This is a genomic window from Methylophaga thalassica, from assembly GCF_030159795.1.
Taxonomy (GTDB): Bacteria; Pseudomonadota; Gammaproteobacteria; order Nitrosococcales; family Methylophagaceae; genus Methylophaga; species Methylophaga thalassica.
This window is the reverse complement of record NZ_BSND01000003.1, coordinates 814,931-833,009: the sequence shown is the minus strand read 5'-3', so window position 1 is coordinate 833,009 and position 18,079 is coordinate 814,931. Positions and strand designations below refer to the sequence as shown.

Below are 18,079 nucleotides of genomic sequence, written 5' to 3'. Positions count from 1 at the left end.
TTACTATTTTGCTATGGATTATCTAATCACTGAATCGCTTTTTTTGGGAGGTATTTATGAAATATACAGCTATCATTGCTCCCTTGATCGTCATTACGGTTATCCTATTGAATCAAACCTTTGCTGAAGATGGCCAACTACATAGCGAAGCGAATTTTACCAAGCCTGCAGAAAAATTAGCTGAAAGTTGTTACCAGCACTGGCTAACGTTAAACTGGACGCTGACAAATTCTGAAGTGTTAGCAAGCAATAATAAATCCTTCAATGACGGCATAAAAAAAGTCTGTCAGGCCAGAGCCGAACTTTTTTTCGAAGGCTATGAGATAAAGCCATTTATCTCAGCTGATGCTCAACACGAAGTATTCCCACTGGTTTTTCGCCCCAATGTTGATGAGATCAAGTCGCAAATTCGTATCAATCTTCCGAAACTCAGATTAATATAATTAGTCTAAGATACTATATATCGTTTATTATCATTTATTCACTTTTTCGAGCGTCATTAGAGACAACAGAACTGAGAATAAATCCGATTTGCGTTACTCGAGTTACACTCTATAATTGACGCAATTGATAAAACAATAAACAACACTTTAACCGTACTGCGAATGTACCTCTATTGCATCGTAGCAAAGGTAATAAGCAAAAAAATTAAGGAATCAACGAATGTCAAATTTTGATAACTTGAGACTCGATAATCAGCTGTGTTTTGCTTTGTACACTGCTACCAATAGCATCACACGTTTTTATCGCAGCTTGTTGAACGACTATGACCTGACTTATCCCCAATACCTTGTTCTGGTCGTATTATGGGAAAAAGATGGTATCGCTATCAAGGATGTTATGCGACAACTCAAATTAGACTCTGGCACATTATCACCCATAATTAAACGTCTTCAATCAGCAGAGTTGGTGGAAAAAGTTCGCACCGATGAAGATGAACGAGTTGTTCGTTTATTTCTAACAAATAAAGCTAAGCAGCTAGAGCCACTCATTGCAGAGGTTCAAACTAAAGTCGCTTGTAAAACAGATCTTTCATCGTCTGAGTTTTTTGAGCTGCTGAGCACGCTTAACGAATTAACTAACAGTCTTAATAAGCGTGAAGAAGCAGCAGAGAAAGTGCTTTAAACTCTTATTTAATTAACGCTTTTGTAAGTTTAGATAATAGCCAAAGCGTTAACAACGGCATCAATAACATCAATAAAACAAATTCAGCAAGTAGATACACGGCTGCATGGACAGCACGATCTGCTTGCTGTCTTATTTGCTGAAGCTTTGATTCAATATCCAATTTACCTTTTAAGCTATCAAACCAGCCTTTAGGTTGTTCTTGCTCACGATTCGTTAAAGTCTCTACCTCATTCTGAGTAGTCTGCAATACCATGACAGCCTCATCTCTTTGTGACTGCATTAATCCCTGAAGTGTACCGCTGAACATAACAGACACTGGAATCAATAAGCGTAGAACAGATAAAAACAACACCGTTTTTAATAAAATGCGTTTTTGTTTAACCCCCACCATCGATGACAATGTTGCTATTGCTGCAATCAACACCAACACGATGATTCCGACCCGGAAACCCCATTGATCAGATAGAAACAAAATTATCTGCTGAATACCTAATGAGGCTGAGGCGGTTAATAAAATAGTGGAAAACTGCTCTATTAGATCATTCAATGGGTCCAGAATTTGTCCTGGTGCAAGAGTCAATCCCACCCCCATAGGTTCAATAGAAACTTCTGTACCCTGAGCTACCGATATCACCCCATTTAAACCACGAGCGATGGCATATACACTAAGTGTCACTGCCATCATCTGTTTGATTTGATGGTCAGTAGACAGTGTAACGGGAAAGCAAGCCAATCCTAAACAAATAAACAGCATCAGAAATGTATAGCGATATTTGTTTAGCATCAGCAATCTCACGTATTAACGAACACAGTTGCGTCCATCATTTTTGGCCTGATAGAGGGATATGTCAGCCCGAGCAATCAGCTGGTTCATTGCTTCTGATTGCTGGTACTCGGCCACACCTGCACTAACCGTAATTTGAAGCTTTTTACCAGTATAATCAAAATGATGAATTGCTATCGCTTCACGAAGATTATTCACTACCCTGATGGCCTCATTTTTACTGCAGTCCTGTAGCATCAATAAAAACTCTTCGCCTCCCCATCGACATAAAACATCTTCTTCACGGATATGCTGATTCATAATGCCAGCCACTGTCGTTAATACATAATCACCATATTGATGACCATAATTGTCGTTAACCTGTTTAAAGTGATCGATATCAATCAAAACAACCGATAATGATTCATTACGTCGCTTAGATCTCGCCACAGCCTGTGTAAAGAAAGAATCAAACATTTGTCGATTCGTCGCGCCTGTCAGTTTATCTTTTGTTGCCATCGTTTCCAGACGTCCCTGGTAACCACGAGAAGCAAGATGCAGTATGAACAACACTACAAGACTGATCGCAGACGACACCAGAATGTTGATAATCAGAGCGTTTTCCACTTTTTCAGTAGCCGGATCATTTACCTGCTCAACAATCAAATACCAATCAAACTCAGGAACTAAACGACTGTTCAGGTAAATGGTACTGCCATTGATCGTGTCAAATGAAAAAGATGAGCTGGGCATAGTCAAAATACGTAAAAATACTTTATCGAGCCCTTCTTTATTTTGTATGTGCAGTTCTTTGCTGTACTTACTGCTTTGCAACATGACTTGTCCCTGCCGGTCAATAAAATAAATTTCGCGACCATAGCGCTGCTGATAATTTTCAATCAACTCTTCCACGACAAGTAGCGATAAACCAACGCCAATCACACCAATAAAATTACCCTTTTTATCAATTACACGATAGTTAACAAAAATACTCAGACGGCTGGGTTCTGCTGTATCACGATCAATATTGATTTGATAGGGTTGATTAGAATTCTTTGCTTGAAAGTACCAGGCATCAGCTTTGTTATCTTCAGAGACCTGTTTCAGCACCCCCGATGGATGGTAATAATTTTTTGTTTTATTAGAGACAAAAAACGCTGTAATTGTATTGTATTTTTTCTGAATTTGACTGAGGTAGCTTTCCATTTTTTCTGGCTCTTTTTCACCATCATTTACCCAATCAAATACAAAAACATCATTTGCCATCAGTGATGAGATGACAAGTGGATGGAGTAAGTCTCGCTGAATTTCAGAGTAAATATTATCGCTGGTCAGCGGCAGCATCTCCTGTTGAAGACGCTGTGAAATAGACGTTCTGGCAACAAAATACCCGATGAGACTTGTCGCTAAAAACCCTATTAAAACGATAATGCTGATGATGACTGTATAGAGACGCTTACGATTTTTCAAAGAAAATACACCACAAATAAACCGTTAATGATATTGAAGCAGTAACAGAATTTCCATTTTTTAGTCTAAATCAAAAGGATATTCACGTTCATCCTCTTGTTTCTGTCCGGCTATCTTCTTGTGATGCTTGACCCCTAGAGCAAAACAAACAATAAGCAATATATAGAAAACATCCAGGTCATCATCTTTAAACAGGCTCAAAACAGCCCATACTGGCGGAACATAAAAAACAACACTGGATAACAATGAAACCCAAACGGGTAATTCACGTCGGGCAGCAAGATAAACATAATGACTGAACAGCCCGGATAAAAACCCACCGAAAACGGCCAGGCAGAGATACAGAATCATCCCAATAGTATTAACGTGTGACATAGCCTACTCAACCATAATTCAGGTTTAGTCGAATGGTATTAACCAACCCGTTGACAATACACCTATCCGACCGAATAAAGCGATGTCTAATCTTATACAGCCTTAGCCAGGGATAAGCTTTGTTGTAATTTATGTTTGTTTTTAACCACATCAGCGAGTGTGTATTCATCCAGAACATTAAAAAAAGCTTGCTGAGCTTTCCTTAAAGCACTAAACAACATGCATACAGATTCAATCGGACAGGAACAATTCTTACCAAAACACTCCAACAATTCTGGATTTTCTATTTTTCGAATCAGATAACCAATGTTAATTTGTTCGGCTGGCATTGCTAATGATAAACCACCGCCACGACCACGCTGACTATTGATGATTTTTTCCTGAACAAGACGCTGAGCTACCTTCGCCAAATGGTTGGTAGAAATGCCATAACGCTCAGAAGCATCTTTAACCGTCGCAGGCTTATCAGGCGCATGAATCGCCAGATATATTAGTAGCCTTAAGGCATAATCTGAATGTGAAGTCAGCTGCATTACACCGTCCCCAAAAACATTCTTACATTCATCCCAGTTTCCTTGATCAAAGTGTTCATTAAACATCATCGAGAAGCAATTTCTCAGCCATCAATGTATCGCGCTAGCAAAGGAAATGCTATCAGCAGATATACGCATCGTAACGGCTCTATAACGACCATTCCATGTCAGAAATACTGGCAGTACAACAAATACACTACCTCTTTTTGAGGTCCGTTCTTGGCGACAAATCGCACTTAAACAGTGCACGTGATTCAAATACGTGCTTCACAGCAAATTCACGATACACAATTAATCATAGACTGTAAAAGTCAAGGTGAGTGATATGCAACGTTTTGGTCTTCCAGGAATAATTGTCATGGCGATATTTTTAAGCGGGTGTCAGACTAATCATTCGCCTATACAACCTGTTTCTTATGTCGATATAGATCGGTTTATGGGAGATTGGTATGTTATCGCTAACATTCCCACTTATATTGAAAAAGGTGCGCACAATGCCATCGAGTCCTATGAGCTAAAGCCAGATGGCAGTATTCAAACGACGTTTACGTTTCATGAAGATAGTTATGATGGTGAGTTAAAAACGTATCATCCAACAGGATTTATCACCGACAAGAAAACCAATGCTATATGGGGGATGCAATTCATCTGGCCAATAAAAGCCGATTACCGAATCATGTATCTGACTGAAGATTATTCACAAACAATTATCGCTCGTAATAAGCGTGATTATGTATGGATCATGGCCCGCACACCAACCATTCCTGAATCTGACTACCAGCACATGCTCAGTCTGATTAAACAAGTTGGCTACGATATCAGTGAAATTCAGCGTGTTCCCCAGGACTGGTCTGGACAACCACCAAAAGCAAGATAATTGCTATTCAACATATACACTAGCGAATCGCATCTATCGGTATGTCATCTACGCGAGCAACAACAACGGCATATAAATCCTCAGTAGCTGCCAAAGTGACCTCTTGAACTTGTTCAGCAGATAGTTTCTTGCCATTATTCATGCATAAGGCCCTAGTCGCCGTTGCTTCTGCAACAATCGTCACATGATAACCACGATTAAACCCACCATGCGCGGTTGAGTTGACACACATATGTGTCATAAAACCGGCAAGGATAATATTCTCAATACCACGTTTCCTGAGCGCTTCGTCTAGAGATGTTTGGATAAAGGAATTAGGAAAACTTTTTACGATGACATATTCACCATCGATGGGTGCGACTTCATCTGCAATGGCGCCGAGCCGACTATTTAAGTCATATGGCGAGCCTTTGCCCCCATCATGTTGTATATGGAAAACGGGGATACCATGCTCACGGGCCAATTCAAGTAATTTTTTAACGTTTTGCAGAGCCGCTTCAACGTTATCTAACTTCATCACACCTTCCCTGTAGGTATTCTGGCAATCAATAAGGATTAACGCAGATTCACTTAGTGCTGAAGCCTGATGCCCTATTCCAACGATATCACGTAATGTCGTCATAACCGCTCTCCTTTAATGGCAAAAATTGACAATACCATATATCCCTTACTCAGATAATGTTCTGACTTGCATAAATTTTTGCAGTCGCTATTATTCCGCAGCAAGCCAAGATATATCATTAAACAGGAGAAAAAATGGCCTCATCTCTTACCCAAAAGACAAATCGTTTTGCGGCTGTTTTTCTTAACATAAAACAAAATAAATTATTTGAATCGATTGTCGTGGCTGTCATCCTTTTTTCAGCGTTAATGATCGGTGCAAAAACCTACAACATTCCGCCTAATTTGCTAACCGTAATTGTGTGGCTGGATTATGCCATCACTGTGTTTTTTCTTATTGAGATTAGTATTCGCTTTTTTGCCGAAACCAGGAAAATCGCGTTTTTTAAAAGTGGCTGGAATATTTTTGACACCATTATCGTTGTTGTCAGCCTTATCCCGATAGAAGACAGTGAACTCGCTCTAGTAGGACGTTTAATCAGAATATTTCGTGTGTTACGTATGGTATCTGTCATCCCTGAACTACGAACATTACTTAATTCTTTACTACGTGCCCTGCCGCAACTCGGTTATGTCGCTCTTCTGATGTTTATCATTGTTTATATTTATGCGGCTGTAGGAACCACTTTTTTCGCCAGCGTCAATAAAACCTTATGGGGAGATATTGCTATTTCGATGCTAACGCTGTTCCGTATCATGACGTTTGAGGACTGGACAGATGTGATGTACGAAACAATGGCAGTCTATCCATTGAGTTGGATTTTCTATATCAGTTTCATCTTCCTAAACGCCTTTGCTTTTCTGAATATGCTTATCGGCATTGTGGTCAACGTGATGGAAAAAGAGAACGCCGAACAGTGGCAAAGAGAGCATGCCGGTGAAACGACTATTCAAGACTTATCTGATCAAATAGAAGAGTTAAAGCAACTTATCACTAAGCAGAAATAAAAAAGGGAGCTTTCGCTCCCTTTTTATAATATTGAATACAACTAGGCTTTAAGTGCACGTAACATCCATGCTGTTTTTTCATGAACACGCATGCGGTCAGACACCAGCGATGCAGAAGATTCATCATCTGCTTCTTGGGCAAGCTTTAATACTTTACGGCAAGTTTTAACAACTTGCTCATGACCATGAGTCAACAGACCGACCATTTCTTTTGCTTCTGGCACGCCTTCCACTTCTTTAATTGAACTCAGTTCAGCGAACGATTTATAGGTGCCTGGAGCGGCAACATCCAGAGTCCGTATGCGCTCCGCAATATCATCCACGGCTACAGCAAGTTCTGTGTATTGTTCTTCGAACATCAGATGTAATTCACGGAATTGTGGTCCAGTGACATTCCAGTGGAAGTTATGTGTTTGTAAATAAAGAGTGTATGAATCTGCCAACAGGTTTTTTAAACCTTCAGCAATATCTTGTCTATCCTGCTTATTGATACCGATATCAATGGTACTCATTAATGAGCCTCCTTATTATTTAGTGGACATATATAGTCACTATGAACGCTGATTCGTTCATATCGATTAAATATAATTACATCATAATGATTGTATAAGAAATGTGAAACAGTTTATTTCCATGAAAATAATAGATAAAAACGATGATTAAATTATCGACTTTTCCAATCAATGTCATTTAACTAAGTTGTTGTACAAAGCTACACAGGTTAATGATAATCATTCTCAACTAAACAGGAGAATGATCATGACTAAAACGTTAAGCTTTGCAGTTGTCCATTTCAGCGTTGCATTTACCGTTGGTTATGTAATGACGGGTAGCGTATTAGTTGGCGGCACAATGGCGTTAATTGAACCCGCAATCAATACTGTTGCGTTCTATATGCATGAAAAAGTATGGACAGCCATTAAGCAAGATAGTGCAGAGAGAAACCCAGTCATTCAATAGTCAGAGAAAGACATAATGAGAAAGACGACTATATCGTCAACATACTTAAAGGCCTATATGTGAAGCTTCAACTTCATACGGATATTTTTAAAGCGTTTTTCACACTTGGATTGACGGCATTTGGTGGCCCGGTAGCGCATATCGCTTATTTTCGACAGGCTTTTGTTGAAAATAGGCGCTGGCTTTCTGATGAGGATTTCACCCAACTGCTTGCTGTCAGTCAAACGTTACCTGGGCCAGCGAGTAGTCAGTTGGGGTTTGCCATTGGTCTGTATCGTGGTGGCATATTAGGCGCTATCAATGCCTTCATCGCATTTACTTTACCCTCAGCATTAGCGTTGATTCTGTTTGCAACGTATGTCGTTGCAATAGCATCGCCACTAAAAGATACCGTATTACATGGTTTGCAACTTGTGGCGCTTCCTGTTGTGGCCGACGCCGTCTGGAAAATGTCACGTCAACTTTGTCCAGATTTAAATAGAAGAATCATAGCCGGTCTGAGCCTGCTATTTTTATTGCTAGTGGCTTTCAGTTTTAGCCAGTTCATTGTCATGGGATTCGGTGCTATCGCCGGATTATATCTGCTGCAGCCCAATACAAAAAGTCAAACCTTTTCACTCAACCTGCCCTATGGAAAAAAAACGGCTAGCTTATTTTTTGCCCTGTTTATTTTGTTGTTTTTTATCCCCTTACTGAATATTGACCAGCCGTTATTTCATTTTATTACTATTTTTTATCAGGCAGGTGCCACTGTGTTCGGCGGCGGTCATGTGGTACTGCCATTATTAGAAAACAAAATTGTTTTTACTGGTCTGATTTCATCAGAACAATTTTTAGCAGGCTACGGTGCTGCACAAGCCGTACCCGGACCGTTGTTTACTATTTCGGCATATCTCGGAGCACTGTTACCAGGAGAAAGTGGTGGTGTTACTGGTGCTGTTATTTCCTTGTGCATATTATTTCTGCCAGGATTTTTATTAATTCTGGCAGTACTGCCTTTCTGGCAGTCTCTGCAAACTAACGCCGTCCTACAAAAGTCGCTGTTAGGTATTAATGCCGCTATGGTTGGTTTATTGGCAGCTGCACTCTATCAACCAATATGGCAACATGTTATTGAATCCTATACCGATATCATTATCGCTTTAACGGGCTTTGTATTATTGAATATTTTTCGTCTATCGCCCGTTATTATTGTTTTATGGTGTCTAGCTGGCAGTATTATCACGAGTTTATTATGAATTCACCGCACATCAGAAAAGCTGAGCAAAAAGATATTAGCAACATCACTGATTTACTCATCCGCTGTGCTGAGAATATGCACCAACAAGGTATGCCGCATTGGCTGGGCGTTTATGATAATGAAGCAGTTCAACAGAACCTGTTAACAAAGCAGGTCTATGTGCTGGAAAAAGATGAACAGATTCTGGGCTGTATTGCTATGGGCACAGAAAAAGCCAGCTATTATGATGACTGTTGGCCAGAAGCTCCGGACGCAGAGATCTATATTACGCAACTAGCCGTTTCACCTGAAAAGCAAGGCGCTGGTTATGGCAAACAGTTGCTAAAGTTTTGCCTTAAGCAAGTTCATGATAAAACAGTGCAATTAGATGCGGTCGATCATTATCCTGCCTTACTCAAGTTCTATAAAAATCTGGGGTTTCAGATCATTGCCACAGGTGTAGGCTTAGGTGATAAACGTCATTTGTTTACCTACTCAGCAAACGCAACGACCTAAACCGGAACTCCTACACTGAATCTCAGTCATTCAACTAAAAGATGATGGAGAAAAAATGGTCTACGCGCTACAAGAACATACTGTGTCATGCCCTTACTGTGGTGAAATTATTTCGGTAGTGATTGATGGCTCTGTCGAGTCGCAAGAGTATATCGAGGACTGTGAAGTATGCTGTCGTCCCATTACATTTAATGTGGAAGTGGATCAAACAGGTATTTATGTGCAGACCGCACATGAGAATGAATAATCACTGTTAGCACTCAAGCTAAATAATAACAAACCTTATTTGATATTCATTCTTACCTGAACTAACATGCTGACTTAGCCTCCAAGGCAAGTCAGATGTCGTTTCACTTATCCTTAACTGCAATCAAACAAAGACCATAGTTTCTTCATGCGAAAATTCTGGATTGAGTTTCACCGAATCAGTGGTCTGATTTTATTTATTCCGCTATTTTTACAAAGTATTAGTGGCACCATTATTGTGTTTGATCACGCCATTGATGAATGGTTAAATCCACAGCTGGTGCTGGATGACGGCATATCAGCCCCACCCGCCCCCATTGCTGAAGTGATGTATGCAGCCTTACATGCCTTGCCAGATGTAGCCCATATCAATTCACTACGGACCCCACGCAATGATAAGGCCATGTATACCGCTTTTGTGGAGATGAATTCACAATCCCCTCTTCATGGAAAAACCATTGAAGTCATGATTAATCCGTATACGGCTGATGTGGTCAGTGTGCGGGCATGGGGAAGCTACTTTACCTCAATGATCTACCTGTTTCACTTTACGTTTTTGCTAGGCGACAAAATGGAGTTAGTATTAGGTTTACTGGCTATGCTGATGCTAGTCAATGTTATTGTGGGTGTTTATTATGGCTGGCCCCGTAGTAAAAAAGCTTGGAACTGGTTACTGGCTCGCACACAAAAATCAAGCTCAACAATTGCACGTTTGCGTCGTACCCATATTGCTTTAGGACTGATTTCACTGCCCGTGTTTATTATCTTAATTATCACTGGCATCAGTTTGATCTTCCCGGATCAAACAAAATGGTTGCTCAACCGTCCAGCAAAAGCCTCGCCTGACGTAGACTGGCTGAGTAATCATCCGATTCAGCCTGATAATTGGCTCATCAGTGCCAAACAGTATTGGCCAGAGAAACAATGGCAACGAATTATTCCACCAAGCAGTCAGAGCCCAAGTGTTGAAATCCGCTTAAATGCAGATAATGACCCACGCAAAACCTCAGGAAGTTTCGTCTTGTGGCTGAACCCACAGACCAATGAGATACTCGCCGAGCAAAGCTACGATACGATGAGTCTCAGACAAAAAACCGCCTTCTGGTTATTCCCTTTACACAGCGGTGAGGCCTTTGATTTGACGGGTCGTATTATTGTCTTCATCACCGGTATCTTCACCGCTGTGTTAAGTGTTGCTGGCGGCTGCTTATGGTACCGACGTAAATTTAAACGCCAGCACCAAAAACGCTTTATTTGATCCAGACTTGTTTAGTATTCACAAACTCTTTAATACCATGTGGCCCCAGCTCACGCCCATAACCAGACTTTTTAATGCCACCACTCGGTAAACGAGGATCCGTCTTCACAATACCATTTATGGCTACCTGTCCTGCATTAATCTTCATGGCAAGATCTTTGGCCAGTTCAATATTATCCGTCCAGACACCCGCACCTAGACCGAACTCCGTGTCATTCGCAAGCACTAAGGCATGTTCAGCGGACTCCGCCTTGATGGCACACATCACCGGACCAAAGGTTTCTTCTCTGAAGGCCGTCATATCCGCTGTGACATCCGCCAGAAAAGTGACCGGATAGGCAAAACCATTCCCATCTGGTATCTCACCACCTAATAGGCAACTAGCACCGGCATTAATGGTTTCAGTGACTTGACGATGCAAATTATCCCTTAAATCAGCACGTGCGATCGGCCCTATATCCGTTGATTCTTCTAAAGGGTCCCCCATGGTTAATTTTTGCAAACGTGTTTTTAATTTATCAATAAACTCGTCATAAACAGGGGCTTCAATAATAATGCGCTTAGCAGCGATACAGGACTGTCCAGCATTAATAATACGCGACAGAGTCGCCACGTCTGCGGCGGCATCCAAGTCAGCATCCGCCAGCACAATCAACGGATCACTGCCACCCAGTTCCAGTACGGAGGGTTTAATTTCAGAAGCTGCCATTGAAGCGACTTTAGCCCCTGCTCCTGCCGACCCCGTAAATGAAATAGCCACAATATCAGGATGACGAATGGCTTTTTCTACTAAGGGTGTCTCAACCGGCAAATTCACCATCACCCCTACTGGAGCACCGGCTTCCTCAAATACCTGCTCGATTGCCTGAGCACAGCCCGGTACATTCGGATCATGTTTCATCACACAAGTATTGCCGGCCATCAAGGCAGGAGCGAGATAGCGGAACGCTAACCAGAGAGGGGCATTCCACGGTAAGATGCCCAACAAGGTGCCAAGTGGCTGATAACAAACATAGCTCTCAGATGCATCAGATGGCAGTTTTTCATCACTTAAATACGCCTCAGCATGTTCAGCGTAATATTCTGCACACCAGGCCGCTTTTTCCACTTCCGGCCCACCTTCTTTTACCGGCTTTCCCATTTCTTCTGCCATCAGTTTACTGAGTAATGGCTTATTTCTACGCAGTGAAGCAGCGACTGATTTTAAAATCTCTGCCCGTTGCTGAATAGGCATAGTGCGCCAGGAGTCAAAGGCATTGACCGCTTTGGCTATCGTGATATTAACGCCTTGTTCATTTAACGCTTCGTACTTAAGAATCTCTTGTCCAGTATATGGATTCGTTGCAGTTAACATCTCCACCTCATTTCGATTGTTTAGCTTTCGGTTTTGCTTTATCGCTTGTCTCAGCCTGACGTGCCTCACTGATATCCACTAAAGTTTTATCGGCTTGTTCAGGCTTAACGGTGAAATCGCGATCCATGGTGAAAAAGGATTTACAGCCATCTTCGGTCACATAGATCGTGTCAGATATGCCACAGGTTTTGTCCCCATCCACACCCCACATCCATGGAATGATATGAAAGGTCATTCCTTCTTCCAGAATGGCAGATTCCCCTTGCTTCAGACTGCAGATATAGCCTTCATCCCAGCTTGGAGGAAAAGCAATGCCAATGGAATAACCTGACCGCGTGATGAGACGGGCACCAATGTCATTGTCTGAAATAATATTACGTACCATATTATCGACATCGGACACGGTCATCCCTGGCTGCACGGTTTCATGTACAGCACTTAACGCTTTTTTCATAGTTTCTTGCGCTTTGTACATTGAGTCCGATAATTCGCCCAGCACCACGGTTCGCATCATCGCCGTGTGATAGCGTCGATAACAGCCACCCACTTCAAGAAAGACATGTTCTTCAGGCTTGACTGTGCGTCCTTCCCACGTAGCATGACCAATCATCGTGCGTGGGCCCGATGTGACATACGGCATAACTGCTGGTGGTTCGCCCCCTGCTTTAAACATAGCTGAACTGATAGCCGCGCCAATATCATTTTCGGTGACACCCGCCTTAGCCGCCTCCAGACCGGCTTTCATGCCAGCCTCAGTGGCTTTAGCGGCACGATGCATTAACTCAATCTCTGCTGCAGATTTTCTGATGCGCCCCTGCTCCACAATGCCAAAACAATCCAGTAATTTGCCATCGGTTAATGTGGTGTGAATAAAGTCCTGTTGATAAGCAGGGAAGAAATAACTGTTGCGCTCATAGCCAATGCGTTTGTCTGACAAACCAAACTCTCGCAAGGCATCTACCAGCATTTGAATGGCATCTCCGGTGTCAGGATAAGGCCGGGTCCGTTCTACCCAGGTACGGGCAATAATATTGGACTCTTCCATCGCCCGGGTAATCATGAAAGGTTCCTGCTCTAACGGCACGACTAAGGCTTGAAAGAAGGAATATCCCGTGGTCTGATAATCCGTCATATACATAATATTTTCTGGATCAGTTATCACCACAGCATCTAAGTGACGTTGAGCAATTCTGACGCGTAATTCACTCAGGCGACGTTCATATTCCTCAAAGGGAAAGGTCATATCATCACGTTGTCTCATGCCGCTTCCTCCATGACTTTGTATGTGGTCTGTACCAGAACATCTAAACCAGCCTGCAGATCCTCTTCAGGTATGGTCAAAGGAGGAATAAGCTTGACTACACGTCCGCCAGTGCCGCAACTGGCAATCAATAATCCGGCTTTGAAGCATTCATCAACAATCGCTTTGGCGCGTTCACCCGTCGTCACATCCAGACCGATAATCATGCCCTTACCACGTATCTGCACCTGCTCGAATTTTTCTTCCAGTGGTGCCAATGCCTGATTCATTTTCTCAGCTTTTTGTTTGACCTCAGCCATCAAATCGTCATTTTCAAAATAGGTCAGCGCTTCCTTACCGGCAACAAAAGACAGGCTCTGGCCACGGAAGGTACCAGTGTGTTCACCCGGTGCCCAATATTCATCCACTTCTGGTTTTATGAGATTCATCGCCATCGGCGTTCCCATGCCGCCAAGTCCTTTCGCCATACAAATGATGTCAGGATCGATATCCATATCATCAAAACTAAAGAAAGACCCGGTTCGGCCCATGCCAACCTGTATATCATCAATAATCAGCAGAGAACCTACTTCCCTAGCTAGTTTTGCTAACTCCTGAAGCCATTCTTTGGAGGCAACATTGACACCACCTTCCGCCTGAATCGTTTCAAGTAAAAATGCCGCAGGCGGAGTCACACCACTCGATGTATCCAGATACAGCGAACGCAAGTGTTCTAACACCGACATGCCACAGCCTGATTCACAGCCTTGACATGTTTTTTCACAGCCAAAGGGATAATGTGAGACGTGATTTAGCGGGACACCAGCAGCACCACGAAAATAACGATTTGCCGTTGCAGCCAGAGAGCCCAACGTCATGCCATGAAAGCCACGAGTAAAAGCGACTATTTCCTGCCGTGAAGTTACGCGTCTTGCCAGCTTCATGGCTGCTTCCACCGCATTGGTGCCGGTAGGCCCAACAAACTGCATTTTGTGAGTCATACCCCGTGGTTTAAGAATCGTTTTTTCGAACTTCTCCATAAACTCACGTTTTGCTGTTGTTTGCATATCCAGCGCGTGAGTCACGCCGCCTGATTGAATATAGTCCACCACAGCCGAAGTCATCCGCTCATTATTGTGACCAAAATTCAAGACACCGGCACCGGCAAAGAAATCGATATATTCATTCCCCTCTTCATCGGTTTGCCTAGCATTACTGGCTTTATCAAAAACCACAGGATAAACACGACAATACGCACGGATACCGGACTCACGTTGTTCAAATATACTCATTCATTACCTCCTGGTTAGTGATATCCACTGCTATAACAGCGAATGATGTAGTCAGTTATTCAGGCAAAGGCGCACCGACCAAACGCGTATAAAGACGGGTAACTAAAGGAATTAGTTGATCATTAAAGTCATATAAAGGACTGTGACATACCGATTGATGATCAGGACCATCATCCGCACCAATCAAGGCAAATGCGCCGGGGATTTTATTCAGGTAGTAGCTGAAGTCCTCAGATGCCATGATAGGCACTAAGGAGTCTGTATCCATTCCTGCCAGCCCATGATCCGCCTGCCACTGGGCACGCAGATTCGAAGCCTGATGAGCATGATTGATAGTGGCTTCATAGCGGGGGTAGATATTGACCTCACAGTCCACACCATAACTCGCAGCTGTCTGTTGGCTTATCTCGGTAATTAGACGATTGATCAGATCACGCGTTTTTTGGTCAGGAACGCGAATACTTCCACCTAATACCGCCTTATCAGGGATCACGGTGGCCGCACTCGGGGCTTCGATAGATGAGACATTGACCACCGCTGCCTGTTGCGGTGAAAGATGACGACTAATGATCTGCTGAAGTGCCATAGTGACGGCACTGGCTGCCAACACAGGATCACGACAAAGTTCAGGCTGACTGGCATGTCCACCTTTACCAGTTAAAGTAATACTAAACGTACCATTCCCGCACATGACGATGTCATCTGGGCAAATAAGCTTGCCAAAAGACATCGCAGGCCAGTTATGCCAGCCATAAATTTCATCAATGCCCTGCAAAGCGCCGTCATCGATCATCTTTTTGGCGCCATGGCCGCCCTCTTCTGCTGGCTGAAACAGTAAGGTCACTGGACCTGGTAATTTATCTTCTACCGACTTTAACCAGGCGGCTGTTGCCAGTAATGTTGCTGTGTGACCATCATGACCACAGGCATGCATGCAACCTGTATTCTGAGATACCCAACTATGCTGTGTTTTTTCTGTAATAGGCAGCGCATCCATGTCAGCGCGCAGTGCGATATGCGGTTTGCTATCACCGTGAGGGTTCAGTCTTGCTAAAGTGCCCAGCTCAGCACAAGACTCCCAGAGAATACCCAGTAAATCTAATTGTTTGCGGATCAATTCAGCTGTTTGCACTTCTTGCCAACCCAGCTCCGGTTGACTGTGCAAGTGTCGACGCAGTTGCTGCGCATGACTGATCGCTTGTTGCCAGATGGTAGCCATCTTGCTCCTTTGCGTTTTTTATTGACTCAAAACAGTGCATGTTTTGATGAAACGAAAGTATCTAAGCACCTGAATAGGTAATTTATGCTGTCAATTACAATACTTTCAAACTCTGACAAAGATAAAGCAAGCGTTGTTCCAATATTTCCAATAACGCTTTTTATCTGAATTCAACACAAACTAGACGACTGGTCTAATATATGAAATGATAATAGCCATGACACAGACAAATAAAACACGAACCACAGACACAAGACAACAGATCTTAACGACAGCACAGCAGATTATCCTTGGGAAAGGCTTTTCTGCCGTGGGTCTGAATGAAATATTAAAAGCCGCTAATGTGCCAAAGGGATCGTTTTATCACTATTTCGAATCCAAGGAACAGTTTGGCAACGCGCTGCTAGAGCATTATTTTGCTCAATATATAACGACCGTGGATAAACAGTTAAAAACGGATAAGCGTCCGGCTGTTGAACGTCTGCTCGCCTACTTTGAGCAGTGGAAAGCCAATCAATGTGATGACACCAGCATGGACCGATGCCTTGTGGTGAAGTTAAGTGGTGAAGTAACAGATCTATCAGAAGCGATGCGGTTAACACTTAAACAAGGCACGCAACAGGTCATTGAACGACTCTCCGTTTGTGTTCAGGAAGCGATAGATAAACGCGAAATCAATGCTAATTATGATGCTAAAACAGTCACACAAGAGATCTATTATCTATGGGTAGGCGCGACGCTGATGACTAAAGTCAATCACACACCCGCTGCGCTTGAAATCGCTATGAAAGCGACACAAAACAGACTGGGTTTGACTGACAATAACGAGTGACCTGCTCTATTTATCCAAAATAAAGACGACTGGTCTAATAAACTATTTTTAAGGTGGTACGGCAATGAATAATTTTAATTTTTATAATCCGACACGTATTGTTTTTGGTGAAGGTCAGGTTGCACAACTCGATGAGCTTGTGCCGAAAGATGCGCGTGTTTTAGTGTTGTTTGGTGGACAAAGTGCACGAAAAAACGGCACCCTAGACGAAGTCATTACTGCCCTTGGTAATCGTCATATAGAAGAGTTTGGCGGTATCGAAGCTAATCCTGGTTACAGTACCTTGATGCGTGCGGTTGAGCAGATTCGTCAAAATAAGTTGGATTATCTGTTAGCTGTTGGGGGTGGTTCTGTCATAGATGGCACCAAGTTTGTTGCTGCAGCTGTGCAGTGTGATGGTGACCCATGGCAGGAAATCTTAGTGAATCACGCCACAAATATTCGCCAGGCATTACCGTTTGGTTCAGTGCTTACCCTCCCCGCTACTGGCTCAGAAATGAATGCCAACTCCGTGATCACACGTTACGAAACACAAGAAAAACTGGCATTCAGCAGTAAGCTCGTCTATCCAGTATTTTCTATTTTAGATCCGACCAAAGCCTATACTTTGCCACCACGACAACTGGCGAATGGTGTAGTGGATGCCTTCACGCACATCATGGAGCAATATCTGACTTATCCGGTTAATGCCATGGTGCAGGATCGATTCGCAGAGGGATTATTGCAGACACTCATTGAGATTGGTCCTAAGCTGCTTGAGTCGCCTAATGATTACGATCTGCAGGCCAATTTCATGTGGACAGCGACATTAGCGTTAAACGGCTTGATTGGTGCCGGAGTTCCTCAGGATTGGGCAACTCACATGATCGGTCATGAAATCACCGCACTACATGGGCTGGATCACGCACAAACATTGGCGATTTTATTGCCCACAGTACTGCAGGAACAACGCGAGAAAAAATCCGCCAAATTACTACAGTATGCCGAGCGTGTCTGGGGACTCAACGAAGGCACTGACGACACTAAAATAAACATGGCGATCACAAAAACTCGCGATTTTTTTGAACGAATGGGTGTGAAAACACATCTGAGTGATTACCAGATTAATGCTGATGCTATTCCAGTGATGATCAAACAACTGGCTGAACATGGTCTGACCCAGCTTGGCGAACATAATGATATCGACCTCAAAAAAAGCCAACAAATTCTGCAAGCAAGCCTATAAATA

Annotated in this window: 21 protein-coding genes; 11 read left to right on the top strand and 10 right to left on the bottom strand. The window is 42.8% G+C overall.

Annotation, left to right across the window (positions count from 1 at the left end; translation table 11 throughout):
- Positions 1–56 precede the first annotated feature (56 nt).
- On the top strand, positions 57–443 hold the full coding sequence (locus QQL60_RS04220) for a hypothetical protein (RefSeq protein ID WP_007145325.1): 387 nt from the start codon (positions 57–59) through the stop codon (positions 441–443).
- 220 nt (positions 444–663) lie between these two features.
- Positions 664–1,125: a MarR family winged helix-turn-helix transcriptional regulator gene (locus QQL60_RS04215; protein ID WP_284722513.1), complete on the top strand. Its 462-nt coding sequence runs from the start codon at positions 664–666 to the stop codon at positions 1,123–1,125.
- Positions 1,126–1,129: 4 nt separating this feature from the next.
- Here the strand turns inward: QQL60_RS04215 and QQL60_RS04210 are convergent, their stop codons facing one another.
- From QQL60_RS04210 to QQL60_RS04195, 4 genes are all read right to left on the bottom strand, one after another.
- Complete coding sequence (locus QQL60_RS04210) at positions 1,130–1,912, bottom strand: hypothetical protein (RefSeq protein ID WP_007145327.1); 783 nt, start codon at positions 1,910–1,912, stop codon at positions 1,130–1,132.
- Positions 1,913–1,927: 15 nt separating this feature from the next.
- Positions 1,928–3,361, bottom strand: a complete 1,434-nt coding sequence (locus QQL60_RS04205) for a sensor domain-containing diguanylate cyclase (RefSeq protein ID WP_284722512.1) — start codon at positions 3,359–3,361, stop codon at positions 1,928–1,930.
- Between the two features lie 60 nt (positions 3,362–3,421).
- On the bottom strand, positions 3,422–3,736 hold the full coding sequence (locus tag QQL60_RS04200) for a hypothetical protein (protein ID WP_284722511.1): 315 nt from the start codon (positions 3,734–3,736) through the stop codon (positions 3,422–3,424).
- A gap of 92 nt (positions 3,737–3,828) precedes the next feature.
- Positions 3,829–4,269, bottom strand: a complete 441-nt coding sequence (locus QQL60_RS04195; protein ID WP_007145330.1) for an RrF2 family transcriptional regulator — start codon at positions 4,267–4,269, stop codon at positions 3,829–3,831.
- Positions 4,270–4,627: 358 nt separating this feature from the next.
- Between QQL60_RS04195 and QQL60_RS04190 the strand changes: the two genes are divergently transcribed.
- Positions 4,628–5,146, top strand: a complete 519-nt coding sequence (locus QQL60_RS04190; RefSeq protein WP_284722510.1) for a lipocalin family protein — start codon at positions 4,628–4,630, stop codon at positions 5,144–5,146.
- Positions 5,147–5,165: 19 nt separating this feature from the next.
- Here QQL60_RS04190 and QQL60_RS04185 read toward each other — a convergent pair whose 3' ends face one another.
- Complete coding sequence (locus tag QQL60_RS04185; RefSeq protein WP_284722509.1) at positions 5,166–5,768, bottom strand: cysteine hydrolase family protein; 603 nt, start codon at positions 5,766–5,768, stop codon at positions 5,166–5,168.
- Between the two features lie 134 nt (positions 5,769–5,902).
- On the opposite strand from QQL60_RS04185, the gene QQL60_RS04180 reads away from it, so the two are divergent.
- On the top strand, positions 5,903–6,715 hold the full coding sequence (locus QQL60_RS04180) for an ion transporter (RefSeq protein ID WP_273181605.1): 813 nt from the start codon (positions 5,903–5,905) through the stop codon (positions 6,713–6,715).
- A gap of 41 nt (positions 6,716–6,756) precedes the next feature.
- Here the strand turns inward: QQL60_RS04180 and QQL60_RS04175 are convergent, their stop codons facing one another.
- On the bottom strand, positions 6,757–7,227 hold the full coding sequence (locus QQL60_RS04175) for a Dps family protein (protein ID WP_007145334.1): 471 nt from the start codon (positions 7,225–7,227) through the stop codon (positions 6,757–6,759).
- A 247-nt stretch (positions 7,228–7,474) separates the two neighbouring features.
- Between QQL60_RS04175 and QQL60_RS04170 the strand changes: the two genes are divergently transcribed.
- The 5 genes from QQL60_RS04170 to QQL60_RS04150 all read left to right on the top strand — a co-directional run bounded on the left by QQL60_RS04170 (position 7,475) and on the right by QQL60_RS04150 (position 10,914).
- Positions 7,475–7,675: a DUF2061 domain-containing protein gene (locus QQL60_RS04170; RefSeq protein ID WP_007145335.1), complete on the top strand. Its 201-nt coding sequence runs from the start codon at positions 7,475–7,477 to the stop codon at positions 7,673–7,675.
- A gap of 59 nt (positions 7,676–7,734) precedes the next feature.
- Positions 7,735–8,913, top strand: coding sequence for a chromate efflux transporter (chrA, locus tag QQL60_RS04165; protein WP_284722508.1), 1,179 nt, complete (start codon positions 7,735–7,737; stop codon positions 8,911–8,913).
- Positions 8,910–9,410 carry a GNAT family N-acetyltransferase gene (locus QQL60_RS04160; RefSeq protein ID WP_284722507.1) on the top strand — a complete coding sequence of 167 codons (501 nt, stop codon included), beginning with the start codon at positions 8,910–8,912 and terminating at the stop codon, positions 9,408–9,410. The genes chrA and QQL60_RS04160 overlap by 4 nt, the downstream gene beginning before the upstream one ends.
- Positions 9,411–9,465: 55 nt before the next feature.
- Entirely contained in the window at positions 9,466–9,657 is a 192-nt protein-coding gene (locus QQL60_RS04155; protein WP_007145338.1) for a CPXCG motif-containing cysteine-rich protein, read from the top strand.
- A gap of 147 nt (positions 9,658–9,804) precedes the next feature.
- The gene (locus tag QQL60_RS04150; protein WP_284722506.1) at positions 9,805–10,914 is read left to right on the top strand and encodes a PepSY-associated TM helix domain-containing protein; all 1,110 of its coding nucleotides are present in this window, start codon (positions 9,805–9,807) and stop codon (positions 10,912–10,914) included.
- Here QQL60_RS04150 and QQL60_RS04145 read toward each other — a convergent pair.
- Genes QQL60_RS04145 through doeB2 form a run of 4 tightly spaced genes read right to left on the bottom strand, consistent with a single transcriptional unit; the run spans position 10,907 to position 16,019 of the window.
- Positions 10,907–12,268 (bottom strand): NAD-dependent succinate-semialdehyde dehydrogenase, encoded by a 1,362-nt coding sequence (locus QQL60_RS04145; RefSeq protein ID WP_284722505.1) that lies wholly within the window; start codon positions 12,266–12,268, stop codon positions 10,907–10,909. The genes QQL60_RS04150 and QQL60_RS04145 overlap by 8 nt on opposite strands.
- Positions 12,269–12,275: 7 nt before the next feature.
- Positions 12,276–13,529 carry an ectoine hydrolase gene (gene doeA / locus QQL60_RS04140; protein ID WP_284722504.1) on the bottom strand — a complete coding sequence of 418 codons (1,254 nt, stop codon included), beginning with the start codon at positions 13,527–13,529 and terminating at the stop codon, positions 12,276–12,278.
- Positions 13,526–14,800: an aspartate aminotransferase family protein gene (locus QQL60_RS04135; RefSeq protein WP_273181620.1), complete on the bottom strand. Its 1,275-nt coding sequence runs from the start codon at positions 14,798–14,800 to the stop codon at positions 13,526–13,528. The genes doeA and QQL60_RS04135 overlap by 4 nt, the downstream gene beginning before the upstream one ends.
- A gap of 55 nt (positions 14,801–14,855) precedes the next feature.
- Positions 14,856–16,019 (bottom strand): N(2)-acetyl-L-2,4-diaminobutanoate deacetylase DoeB2, encoded by a 1,164-nt coding sequence (doeB2, locus tag QQL60_RS04130; RefSeq protein WP_284722503.1) that lies wholly within the window; start codon positions 16,017–16,019, stop codon positions 14,856–14,858.
- A 217-nt stretch (positions 16,020–16,236) separates the two neighbouring features.
- On the opposite strand from doeB2, the gene QQL60_RS04125 reads away from it, so the two are divergent.
- Both QQL60_RS04125 and QQL60_RS04120 read left to right on the top strand, forming a co-directional pair.
- Complete coding sequence (locus QQL60_RS04125) at positions 16,237–16,851, top strand: TetR/AcrR family transcriptional regulator (RefSeq protein WP_007145344.1); 615 nt, start codon at positions 16,237–16,239, stop codon at positions 16,849–16,851.
- A 64-nt stretch (positions 16,852–16,915) separates the two neighbouring features.
- Complete coding sequence (locus QQL60_RS04120) at positions 16,916–18,076, top strand: iron-containing alcohol dehydrogenase (RefSeq protein WP_007145345.1); 1,161 nt, start codon at positions 16,916–16,918, stop codon at positions 18,074–18,076.
- The last annotated feature ends 3 nt before the right edge of the window (positions 18,077–18,079 follow it).